This is a genomic window from Aquabacterium sp. (genome assembly GCF_041915145.1).
In the GTDB taxonomy this organism is placed as follows: domain Bacteria; phylum Pseudomonadota; class Gammaproteobacteria; order Burkholderiales; family Burkholderiaceae_C; genus Aquabacterium.
The window spans coordinates 32,767-44,022 of sequence record NZ_JAYSBZ010000022.1 but is presented as its reverse complement, the minus strand read 5'-3'; the positions used below and the strand labels follow the sequence as shown (position 1 = coordinate 44,022).

Genomic DNA, 11,256 nt, shown 5'->3' with positions numbered 1-11,256 from the left:
CATGATGCCCACGCCCAGCGCGCCGGCGGTTTCCACCGCGTTCAGGCACGACTTCACGGTGCCCGACGAGCTGTTTTCTTGCACCCACAGCGTGCCGTTGGCGTCGCCGATGGCAGAGGCGTCAGACAGCGATGCGGTCAGCAGAGCGGCGCCGTGCTTCTTGCTGCAGTAGGTGCTGCCCGTGAACATCAGGTAGGCCGTGGCCTTGGTGCCCGAGCCGGTGGTGCGGGTGCAGATGTTCAGCTGGCGGCCGCTGTAGGCCGAACCCAGGATCGAGCCCCAGCCGTCAACCGAGTTCACGCCAGCGTTCAGCAGCGAAGCGGCTTCGGCGGTCGACAGCGTGGGCAGGCCCGAGGTGGTGCCGTCAACCGTGTGGCCAGCGGCTTGCAGCGCGCTGTACAGGCCGTTGTTCACGACCAGGCCAAAGCCTTGCAGCACGGTGGCCGTGCCGGACAGCTGAGCCAGTTGGCCAGCGGACAACTTGGCGCCGGCCGAGCTGGTGAAGTGGTCGTCGTCCTGGAACACGGCGCCTTCGAGGTCAGACAGGCCGACGTCGGGGATGGCGCTGGTGGTGCCGAGCGTGGTGTCGCAGGTATTGCCGGCGGCGCCGCAGGTCGAGGGCTTGATGAAGCCCACGGCCGAGCCGAGCTTGCCGTCAGCCTGACCGTTGACGATCGGGTTCACGCCGAAGATCGAGCCGCCAGCCTTGCGCTCGTACACGAGCACGTTGGAGCCCACGGCGATGCCCTTGGCGGCGAAGGTGCTGCCCGACTTCACGCTCTTGCACAGGTACATGACCTGGTCGCCACCGTTGCTGGCGGCGTCGCCCCACACCACCGAGCTGGTGCAGTTGTAGTTCACCAGGCCCTTGACCAGGTTGCCCAGGGCCGACGAGCCCGACACGAACAGCGAGGTGGCAACGGCGGTGCCATCGGGGGCGGCCACGGTGCGCAGCGCCGAGTTGGCGTCAGCCGCGAAGGCCTGGCCAGCGAAAGCGGCCAGAGCGGCCAGCGAGATGAGACGGAGTTTCATGAGATTGACCTCTAAGTAGACAGGTTAGGAGTCGGCCCGAACCATTTCGGGCCGATCAGGGCAAGACAACGATCAGGCAGCGCGGCGGCGGGCGATGAAGCCCACGAAGCCCAGGCCCGCCAGCAGCATGGCCAGCGTGCTGGCTTCGGGCACGGCAGCGGAGGGTTGCGTGTAGGTCAGGGTGTAGACGCCGGCGGTGTTGGTCAGGTTGAACGAACCAGCGGAAGCCGTCACGGTCGCGAGCGTCGTGGCAAAGTAGGTGGCGCCGCCAGCGGTCTTGGGCGTCACGGCGATCTTGTAGAGGCTGGAAGCCGTGCCAACCGAATTCATCACCGACGAATTCAGCTTGCTGTTCAGCGTGTCGTTCTCGCTGTAAGCCCAGTAGGCCGGGCTGGTCGAGCCAGCGGTCGAGGCCAGGCCGGTCGCGTCCAGGTTCGAGTTGATCTTCTGCTCGTAGCTGGTCACGTCGTTGACGATGCCCACGACGGCGCTGTTACGAACAGCCAGATCGCTGGCCAACGTGCCGTCTGCAGCGGTGGTGTAGACGAATTGTTGACCAGCGTTGACCAGCTTGTTGGCGTTCACACTCCATTGCAGCGACGACATGTCGCCACCAGCCTGAACTGTGGCCAGGAAGGTGTTCCAGGTGTCGCCGGTCAGCGTCCAGCTGTAAGTGCCGGCGTCGTTGAAGGTGGCAACCGACAGGTTCAGGTCCAGCTCGTACGAGGTTTGCGTGGTGTTTTCTTCAACCACGTTCAAGAACACGCTCGAGCCGGTGCTGGCGGTGCCCAGGGTCAGGGCGAAAGAAGGAGCGGCGGCAACCAGGGCGGCTGCGGCGGCGAGGGCTTTGAAGTTCATGCTTGTTTCTCCGAAAAAAAGGTGATGAAGAGGACGACAAACGGTGGGTGCAGCACCCAGGCATGGGCACCGCGCTCAACCGCCTAAGCGCAACCACTGGCGTTCAAGCCCTCACACAAACAGTCAGAGGTCTTGCGCGGCGATCACATCGGGCGGGGAACCCGGCACAACTGCCCTGCCGGGTATCTCTCAAAGAACGTCGTGGTGCTGTGTTGTTTCAGCAAGGTGCATTGTTCGCAGCGCAAGTGACACCCCACCGAAGAGTCAAGCGAAAGTCCGTAGGCCCAACGGATCATTCGCGCCCCCGCGCGCCCACTCGGATGAGGGGGAGACAACGGCCCGTCGCTTGCTCGTCGGCGCGCAAAACGACAAACGCGCCCGAAGGCGCGTTGCTGGTTGACCGCTGCCTCGGGCCGGCGGCCCGGGGCGGGCTCAGGGCATGGGCGGGTCTTCGGCGCGCAGCACCAGCAGGTTCATCGACAAGGCCTTGGCCACGGCTTGCGCGCGGTTGGCCGCGCCCAGCTTGCGCAATATTTTTTGCACGTGGTTCTTGACGGTGAGCGCGCTGATCTGCAGCGCCTCGCCGATCTCCTGGTTGCTCTTGCCGTCGCGCACCCAGCACAGGATCTCGCGCTCACGCTCGGTAATGGCGGCGCGTGCCGCGCGCGGCAGGTTCATCAAGGGCATCGGGGCCGTGGTGGACGGCGACATCTCGCGCTCGATGCTGTGCACGCGCAGGTAGGTGGCGTGCAGATAGGGCATGAGCAGCGCGAGCGCGCGGGCATCGGCCTCGGTAGGCTGGCCGTCGGGCGAGCCGAAGATGAAGAAGCTCTCGAGCTCGGTGGGGCGCCCGGGGCGGCACACCGCGTGCACGAGCAGGCGCTGGTATCCGATCTGCGCCAGGCGCTGCGCGGCGCCGTCGTGCGCCAGTTGCCTGAGCAGGTCGATCACCACCGGTTGCTGGCGGCCCGCCACCCAATGCATCAGCATCTGCTGCACGAGCGGGCTTTGCACGTGGTTGATCGATTCGAGCAGCTCAGCCGGCAGCGGCACGCTGTAGAGCGCCTCGATGGCGAGGTCGCGCCGGGCCCGGTCATACGCGCCACAGATGGCCAGCTTGTGCGGCAGCAGGCGCTGCACGTCGGCCTGCGTCCACAAGAAGAATTGATAGCGCCGCCGCACCTCGGCCGCTGCCTCGATGACGCGCAGCAGGCTTTCGGAATGCTCAGGAGCGAATGCGGCGACGGACGACATGGGCGGGGGCTGCTTTCAGGCGGAGGCGTTCAGGCCAGACGGTTGCTGACGTTTGTAGTTTTGTAGTCGTCAGTGAACGTTCGACGGACTGGGCGCGATGCTAGGTGGGGCGGGTGACAGTTTGTTGACGACCGCGTCAGGCGTGAGCCGAGCGGATCAAAAAACCGGGTCCGTTCGGCACGGAGGCATTCGGCTGTCATTCGGCGCCCCTCGCACCGGCCGCCCCCGACGCGGCCGATGCGCTCGACGCGGCGGCGGCAGCCCCCTCTGAAGAGGTGCCGAAGACCAGCTCGCGGTAGCTTTGCACCCCCAGCGAGCGCCGCACCGGTGCCGCGTCCGACAGGCTGTAGACGCCGGCGATGCGGCCGTCTGGCGAGCGCTGCACGCCCCAGCGCTGGCCGGTGACGGGGTCGGGATACAGCTGGCGCAGATGCCGCACGAGCTTGCCGGTGCGCCGGTCTTCGAGCAGGTCTTTCAGCTCGAGCGGCCCGGCCGATGGCGCGGGCGCCGACGCAGGCGCCGACGCTGCAGCGGCAGCCGATGCCACCGGCGCGGCGGCGGCAGGCTGCATCGCCGGGTCGGGCTGCATCGCGTAGCTCGCCGTGGCGCTGCTGGCCGACAGCACCGCCGCCGACACGCGGGCATACGACGTCAGCGCGTGCTGGTATTGCGTGCCGCGCCACACCAGCTCGGCCTCGCGGTCGCGGCGCGCCATCATGTGCCAGCTGGTGCCCAGGGCGGCCAGCACCACGCCGGCGATCGCCACCCCCAGCAGCAGCATCAGATAGGTGAAGCCGCCCTGGCGACCCGGGCTAGAACTTCTGATAGGGCGTGCCATCGAGCCCCTCCCCGGCCGCGCCGCTGCGCACGTCGGCCATCTGCCCCGGCACGCTGCTGGTGGGCGGCGGCGGCAGCATGAGCCAGCTGTCGCGCCGGCCGGTGATCGGGTCTTCGGGCACCTCGCGGATGTAGCGGGCCTGCGCCAACTCGTCGAGCGATTCGGGGTAGCGGCCCTTGTCGGCGGCGAATTTGTCGATGGCGTCGCGCATGACGTTGAGCGAGGTGCGCAACGTGGCCTCGCGCGCGCGATCCACGCTCTTGAAGTAGCGCGGCGCCACGATGGCGCTGAGCAGCCCGACGATGGCCAGCACCACCATCAGCTCGATCAGGGTGAAGCCCTTGCCTTTGCGCTTGCGCTTGCTTGCTTGCATCGCCTGCCCCCTCACCACTGCCGGTAGGGCACGCCGTCGAGCCCCTCGCCGGTGGCGGTGGAGTAGACGTCGTACACGTCCGCGCCACGCTGCGGCGCGTCGGGCGGGCTGTCGTAGCTGCGCAGGCCCCAGGTGCGCGCGGCCGGCAGCAGCGGGTCGGCGAACGGGTCGCGCGGGATGCGGCGCAGGAAGTAGATGCGCTTGCTCGACTTGGCGCTCTTGGCGTCCACCACGCCCTTGACGAGCGTATCGAGATCGGGCGGATAGCCGGTGTCTTGCATCTGGTGCTCGATGCGGTTGTCGTCCCACGCCTTCTTGTAGTCGTCGATGGCCGTGCGCAAGGTGCGCAGGTTGGCGCGCAGCTCGGCCTCTTTGGCGCGGCGCTGCGTGAGCTCGGCCAGCGGCATGGCGGCGCTGGCCAGGATGCCCACGATGAGCACCACCACCAGCATCTCGATCAAGGTGAAGCCGCGCGAGGCCATGGCTTGCCCGGCTCAGTCCTGCCGCGGAGCGGGTTGCTCGTCGTTGTCGCTCGCGCCTTGTCCGCCGGGCTGGCTGCCCCGCACCCGGACGTTCAGCGAGGCGCTGCCCGACGACAGCGTCAGCGCGGTCGCGGTATCGGACGTCTGCGGCAGCACCTGCAAGCCCACCGAGCGCGAGGCGCGCGGCCCGATCTGCAACGGCACCCGCCCGGCTGGCCCGCCCGGTTGCGTCGACTTGAGCACCGAGGTGTCGAACAGCAGATCGGCGCTCACCGCGGACGCGGTCGGGTTGGACACGGTGACGTTGAACGCCGCCCCCGACATCACCTCCTCGGGCCCGCCAATCGAGGGTTCGCTGCTGGACGCCGGCGCCGCGCCCGCGCCCGCGCCCAGGCTGCCGCTCATGCCGCCCCCGTTGCCCGGCGCGCCCCCCACCTGCGGCTTGCCCGGGCGGATACGCATGCTGGCCGCGCCCGGCTGGGTGTCGGTGCCCGAGGGCACGGCCGCGCCAGCCAGCGCCGGCAAGGTGGTGCTGCGCACGATGCGCGGGGTGATGAGCAGCACGATCTCGGTCTTCTGGCGATCGCTCTTGCGCGTGCCGAACAGCACGCCGGCGCCCGGCACCTCGCTGAGGCCCGGTACGCCCGCCGCGCTCTTGCGGTCGTCGTCTTGAATCAAACCGGCCAGCACCTGCGTCTCGCCGTCTTTCAGGCGCAGCGAGGTCGAGGTGACGCGGTTGCCGATCAGGTAGGCGGTGGTGCCGTCGGCCGACTTCACCTCGCCGTTGTTGCTGCTCACCTCGAGCGCCACCTTCATGATCACGTCGCCGTCGAGCTGGATGGACGGCTCGACTTCGAGCTTGAGCCCCACGTCGAGATACGTGACCGACGTGGCCGTGCCCACGTTGGCGGTGGACGTGGTGGTGAACACCGGCAGCTTCTGGCCGATCTGCACCTTGGCCTTTTCGTGGTTGCGGGCGCGGATCTTCGGGTTGGCCAGCAAGTTGGCGTTGCCGCTCGAACCGTTGAGCGTGGCCTTGACCAGCGGGTTGGCGACGAACGCGCGCAAGCCGCTGGTGCCCGTGGCGATGGGCGAGGTGGAGTCCGGCACGCCGTACGACGCGCTGGTCGGCCAGCTCAACCCCAGCTCGCGCACCGTGCTGCTCGACACCTCCATGATCTCGACTTCGAGCATCACCTCCGACTCCGGCAGGTCGAGCGATTCGATCAAGCGCTCGACCACGCGGATCACCTCGGGCGTGTCGCGCACCACCAGCAGGTTGAGCCGGTCGTCAACGAAGATGTCGCGCGTCTTGGTCATCGTCCGCACGAGGTTCTGCGCCTGCTTGGCATCGGCGTTGATCAGGTAGAAGCTGCGCGTGACCAGGTCTTGATGCTCGCGTTGCTTTTGCGCGTTGTTCGGGTAGACGAGCACCGAGTTGTCGTTGAGCAGCTTGCGGTCGAGCTGCTGGGTCGAGAGGATCACGCGCATGGCTTCGTCCACCGTGGTGTTGCGCAAGAAGAGCGACACCTTGGCGTCGGTGCGAACGTCCTTGTCGAACACGAAGTTGACGTCGGCGGCGCGCGCCAGCGCCTCGAACACGGTGCGCAGCGGCGCCTCGCGGAATTCGAGGTTGATGATCTTGTCGGCCGTCTTCAGGTTGCTCGCCATCGACTGCACCTGCGCCTCGCGTGCTTCGTCCACGCGTGCCAGCAGCGAACGCGCCGTCATGTTGCTGTTGTCTTCGTTAATGACGGTGTGCAGCGCGTCGGCGGCGCGGTCGAACTGGCCGCGCTCGTAGTCGGCCTTGGCTTGCGCCATCAGCTTCTGGTGGCGCGGCACGCGATCGAGCGCGGCCTGCAGGCCGGCGGTGCGGGGGTCTTTGGGCGAGATGGCCTCGACGCGAGCCAGCAGCGAGCGCGTCTCGTCCAGCGCCCCGGCCGCGTAGGCCGCCTGCGCCTGGTAGATCAAGAAGGCGGCGGCGGTGTCGCGCTGCTTGGTCTTGGCCACCAGCAGGGCCGTGTCGTCGGGGTGCTCGCGCTGCGCCCGATCGAGCGCCACGTAGGCGGCTTCGTACTGCCCGGCTTGCGAGAGCTCGTCGGCCAGCTTGATCGCGGGGTTGGCGCAACCGGCCAGCGCCGCCGCCAGCAACAAGGCGCCCGGGGCGCGCAGTCGCGACCAGGCAGAGAAGCGGCGAGAGAGTGTGCAAAGCGGCGTCATGTTCGTCGCATCGAAATGGTTTGGGTTTGAGACAGCGGCAGGTACGTCAGCTGCACGGAGGTATCGGTGATGGCGTCGATGCGCCACTGCCCTTCGATCACGTCGCCAGGTTTGACGACCCAGGTCTGGTTCGGGCCGGTGATGACGGCCAGCTCGCGCGTCGCGGCCCGCTTGGCCGACGCACTCGCCGGCGCGGCGGGCGCGGCCGGCTCTTGCCAGCGCCCCACCCACTGATACGGGAACGGCGGCGCCACGGGCGGCGGCGGTGGGGGCGGCGGCACGTGCTTGGGCGGCGGCGGCGGGGGCGGCACCTTGGACGACCAGGCGGCATTGCCCACTTCGCCCAGCGTGTCGAACGCGCCACGCGTCTGCCAGCGCGCCACCTGCTCGGTGAGGCCTTGCAAGGCGGCCGAGGCGCTCGATGCCGCAGCCGCCGGCGCGGCGCCATCCGCCGCCCGGGCCGAGCGCAGGGAGCGCGCGCCGCTCAAGGCCGGGTCGGCGCCTGTTGCCTGACGCGACGCCGCCTTGCCCGCGCCTTGGCGGTGGCGCGGCGCGGGTTCGTCGTCTTGCAGCAGCGACCAGGCCGTGGCCGCCAGGATCGCAAGCAACGCGATCAGCAGACCGGGGCGGATGCGCTTGGGCCGCGCCGCCGGGGCCGCGTTGGCAGGCATCGGCGCGCCGCTCATGGCTTTGCCTCGTCGCGCGCGTCGGACACCCACAGCGACAGGCTCACGCGCGCGTCGAGCAAGTCGGTCTGCGCGTCGGCGCGCTTGAGTTGCAGGCTGTCCAGACTCAGCGCGGGCTGCTCTTGCAACAGCGCCACCAGCCAGGCCCGGATCTGCGCGTAGCGGCCCTTGAGCGGCACGTCGATCTGCTGGCGCGACACGCCCGTGCCGCGCGCCTCGGGGCCGCCTTCAACGCGCTCGTCGGTCTGATGCAGTTGCAGCGAGTCGATGGTCAGTTGTTGCGCCTTGGCCGCCTGCAGCAAGCCGGCGATCACGCCGGAGCGCTGCGCGGCCGTGGGCAGGCGCGCCATCAAGGCGCTCACCGCCTGCTCGGGCGTGACCTCGGCCACCACGCCGCCGCCTTGCTGCTGCACGGTCTGGCGAATGCGCCGCGCCTCGGCGTTGGCCTGGTCGATCTGCCGATGCCACGCGGGCAAGGCACCCCACTCGCCCCACGCCGCCAGCAGCAGCAAGGCCACGCCGACACCGCCGGGCAGGCCGAGTTGCAGCGCCACGCGCCGCATGGTCTTCTGATTGAGCGCGAGCTTCATGGCCGGCCTCCGGCCTTGACGGGCGCCGCGCTGGCTGCCTCGGCGGCGCGGGCCGCCGCGGCGATCTCGATGCGCGGGCTCAACACCGCCACCAGCTGCACGCGCGTGGTGAATTCGCCCACCGGCTGCTGCAAGGGCTCGCGCGATTGCAGATAGGCCTGATCGAAATGCGCGCGGTCGGCCGACAAGGCGTCCACCCACTTCAGCGCCATCAGGTCGTCGCGCACGGCGGCGTCCAGGTGCACCTCGCCGCTTTGCACGTCGTGCCGCAAACCGAGCAAGGCCACGTCGCCCGAGGCTTGTTCCACGCCGCCCAGCACGTCGGCCCAGGGGTAGGCCAGTTGCTGGACCAGCTTGGTGGCGGCGCGCAAGGTCTGCTCGCTCACCTGCACCTGGCGCCGCGCCTGCTGCTCATGCTCGGCCGCCTGGGCCGCCGCCAGCTTGGCCCGCATCTCGGCCTGATGCTCGAAGCGTTGCGCCTGGCGCAGGCGGGCGTCGGCGCGCTCCAGCTCGTCGGACAGGCTCTGCCGCTCCAGGCTCAGCGTGACCACCGCCAGCACGCCCAGCGCCAGCAACACCCAGGCCCACCACGCGGCGGGCTGCGTGCCGCCGAGAAAGTCGAGGTCGTCGGCCCAGCGCGGCGCGCCGGCGATGCGCGGGCGGGTCAATCGATGCAGCCAGCTTGTCATGCGGCCCCCTCGATGCGCGCGAACACCAGCTCGGGCTGCTCGGCCCCCAGCTTGAACGACCACAGCGAAGCCGCGCCGGCGCTGTCTTGCAAGCGCGCGCGCCAATCGGCCGGCGCGCTCGATGCCTCGCCCACCACGCGGGCGATGCGCCCGTCTTGCGCCACCACCAGCGTGGTGCGCCCCGGCTCCACGGCGGCCACCGCGCGCGGCTCGCGTTCACCTTGCATGGCCTCGCGTAAGACCGCTTGCGTGCCGCGCGCCCACCACGGCGCCACGCGGCGCAAGCGCAGGTGATGCGTGGCAGCCGCTGCGCGCAACCCGCTCAGCAACTCGACCGACATGGCGCACACCAAGCCCGCGCGCTCGTCTCGCGAAGCCGCCAGCACCCAGGCAGCGCCGTCCAGCCCGAAGTAGTGCTCGAACTGCAGGCGGGCGTAGTCGAGCATGGCGTCGTCGTCGCCCTCGGCCGCTGCCACCACCTCGGCAGGCACCACGCAGGTGTGCACCAACGAACCAGCCAGGCCGACGTCGCAGACGCTGCCGGCATGCTCGACGGCCCAGGCCTCGAAGCGCGCCACGGCCTCGGCCACATCGGCCCCGCCCACGAAAGCCTCCGCCGGTCGAGCCAGCGTGCGCAAGCGCGCTGTCGCCTTCGCCGTTGCTTCACTCAGCCAGCGTGACACGATTCAATTCCTCCAGGGTGGTCTCGCCCGCCAACACGCAGGCGATGGCCGATTCGCGCAGCAAGCGCGTGCCCGCCGCGCGGGCGTGGCTCTTGATTTGCGTGAGCGACTGGCGCGACACGATCAGGTCGCGCAAGGTGTCGTCCATCACCAGAATTTCAGCTATCGCGCGCCGGCCCTTGTAGCCCGTGCCACGGCAATGCGGGCAGCCGATGGCCTTCATGAAACGCCCCGTGCGGTCCAGGCCCAGGCCGGCGGCGCGCAGGTCGCTCGGCGTGGGCTGCCACGGTTGGGCGCAGTGCGTGCACAGGCGACGCATCAGGCGCTGGGCCAGCACGCCGTTGAGCGCCGACACCACGTTGTACAGGTCGAGCCCCATGTGCATGAAGCGGCCGATCACGTCGAACGAGTTGTTGGCGTGGACCGTCGTCAGCACCAGGTGACCGGTGAGCGCAGCTTGCGAGGCGATCTGCGCGGTCTCGGCATCGCGGATTTCACCCACCATGACCTTGTCGGGGTCGTGCCGCAGGATGGACCGCAAACCGCGCGCGAAGGTCAGGCCCTTCTTTTCGTTCACGGGGATCTGCACCACGCCCGGCAGTTGGTATTCGACCGGGTCTTCGATGGTGATGATCTTGTCGCGCCCGTCGTTGATCTGCGCGATCACCGCGTAGAGCGTGGTGGTCTTGCCGCTGCCGGTGGGGCCGGTCACGAGCAGCATGCCGTAAGGCTTGTTGGCCAGGCGGTGGATGGCCTCGCTGTCGTCGGCGCCGAAGCCCAGGCGTTCGAGCGTGAGCGCCGTGTGGTCGGCGGCCAGGCGGGTGCGGTCGAGCACGCGAATCACCGCGTCTTCGCCGTAGCTCGACGGCATGATCGAGACGCGGAAGTCGACATCGCGCACCGACTCGCCCGCCTGCACGTGCAGCTTGAAGCGGCCGTCTTGCGGCAGGCGGCGCTCACCGATGTCGAGCTCGGCCATCACCTTCAGGCGCGACACGAGCTGCTCGGCCATCTCGCGCGAGCCGACTTCGCCCACGGTTTCCATCACGCCATCGAGGCGGTAGCGCAGGGTCATGCCGCCAGGGTGGCATTCCATGTGCAAGTCGCTGGCTTCGGCCTTGAGCGCGTCAAACAAGGTGGCATCGAGCAGGCGCACCACCGGGCTGGTCTGCTCGGACAGGCTCTGGATGGACAGCACCTGCGGCGCGCCGTCGGCGTCACCCTCGGCGCTGCCATCGCCGCCGGCCAGACCTTCCATCGCGTCGTAGTCGCGCTGGCCCAGGCCGAGCCAATATTGCAGCTCGTCGTCGCTGCCGGCGCGCCAGCGCAGCGGCTGGCCCCCCTGCTCGGACACCAGCACCGAGACCGCATCGCGCAGCAGGTCGTCCGACACGTCGGGCGTCAGCGCGTGCAGGCCGCCATCGGCGTCGCGCAGCAAGACCACGCGCAGCCGCATGGCCTGCGAGACGGGCCACAGCGCCCAATCGGGAGTCAGCGACTCAGGCATCCCGCCCGCGACCACGGTGAGATTCGGTTGTGCACTCATCACGG

12 protein-coding genes are annotated in these 11,256 nt (G+C 69.2%); all 12 read right to left on the bottom strand.

Features of this window, described 5'->3' with window-relative positions; translation table 11 throughout:
* On the bottom strand, positions 1-1,032 hold a 1,032-nt coding region (locus ACE3SS_RS06165; protein WP_374592290.1), incomplete at its 3' end, for a hypothetical protein.
* Positions 1,033-1,104: 72 nt separating this feature from the next.
* A complete protein-coding gene (locus ACE3SS_RS06160) occupies positions 1,105-1,890 on the bottom strand; it encodes a PEP-CTERM sorting domain-containing protein (protein ID WP_374592289.1) in 786 nt (261 codons plus the stop codon).
* Between the two features lie 432 nt (positions 1,891-2,322).
* Complete coding sequence (epsA, locus tag ACE3SS_RS06155; RefSeq protein WP_374592288.1) at positions 2,323-3,144, bottom strand: XrtB/PEP-CTERM-associated transcriptional regulator EpsA; 822 nt, start codon at positions 3,142-3,144, stop codon at positions 2,323-2,325.
* A 196-nt stretch (positions 3,145-3,340) separates the two neighbouring features.
* A complete protein-coding gene (locus ACE3SS_RS06150) occupies positions 3,341-3,982 on the bottom strand; it encodes a type II secretion system protein (RefSeq protein WP_374592287.1) in 642 nt (213 codons plus the stop codon).
* Positions 3,957-4,355 carry a type II secretion system protein gene (locus ACE3SS_RS06145; RefSeq protein WP_374592286.1) on the bottom strand — a complete coding sequence of 133 codons (399 nt, stop codon included), beginning with the start codon at positions 4,353-4,355 and terminating at the stop codon, positions 3,957-3,959. The genes ACE3SS_RS06150 and ACE3SS_RS06145 overlap by 26 nt, the downstream gene beginning before the upstream one ends.
* A gap of 11 nt (positions 4,356-4,366) precedes the next feature.
* The gene (locus tag ACE3SS_RS06140; RefSeq protein WP_374592285.1) at positions 4,367-4,837 is read right to left on the bottom strand and encodes a type II secretion system protein; all 471 of its coding nucleotides are present in this window, start codon (positions 4,835-4,837) and stop codon (positions 4,367-4,369) included.
* Between the two features lie 12 nt (positions 4,838-4,849).
* Positions 4,850-7,057, bottom strand: coding sequence for a secretin N-terminal domain-containing protein (locus ACE3SS_RS06135; RefSeq protein ID WP_374592284.1), 2,208 nt, complete (start codon positions 7,055-7,057; stop codon positions 4,850-4,852).
* Complete coding sequence (locus ACE3SS_RS06130) at positions 7,054-7,743, bottom strand: hypothetical protein (RefSeq protein WP_374592283.1); 690 nt, start codon at positions 7,741-7,743, stop codon at positions 7,054-7,056. Before ACE3SS_RS06130 ends, ACE3SS_RS06135 begins: the two co-directional genes overlap by 4 nt.
* Positions 7,740-8,333, bottom strand: a complete 594-nt coding sequence (locus ACE3SS_RS06125) for a hypothetical protein (RefSeq protein ID WP_374592282.1) — start codon at positions 8,331-8,333, stop codon at positions 7,740-7,742. Before ACE3SS_RS06125 ends, ACE3SS_RS06130 begins: the two co-directional genes overlap by 4 nt.
* Positions 8,330-9,022 carry a hypothetical protein gene (locus ACE3SS_RS06120; RefSeq protein WP_374592281.1) on the bottom strand — a complete coding sequence of 231 codons (693 nt, stop codon included), beginning with the start codon at positions 9,020-9,022 and terminating at the stop codon, positions 8,330-8,332. The genes ACE3SS_RS06125 and ACE3SS_RS06120 overlap by 4 nt, the downstream gene beginning before the upstream one ends.
* The gene (locus ACE3SS_RS06115; RefSeq protein ID WP_374592280.1) at positions 9,019-9,705 is read right to left on the bottom strand and encodes a hypothetical protein; all 687 of its coding nucleotides are present in this window, start codon (positions 9,703-9,705) and stop codon (positions 9,019-9,021) included. The genes ACE3SS_RS06120 and ACE3SS_RS06115 overlap by 4 nt, the downstream gene beginning before the upstream one ends.
* Positions 9,686-11,251 (bottom strand): GspE/PulE family protein, encoded by a 1,566-nt coding sequence (locus ACE3SS_RS06110; protein ID WP_374592279.1) that lies wholly within the window; start codon positions 11,249-11,251, stop codon positions 9,686-9,688. Before ACE3SS_RS06110 ends, ACE3SS_RS06115 begins: the two co-directional genes overlap by 20 nt.
* Positions 11,252-11,256: the final 5 nt, after the last annotated feature.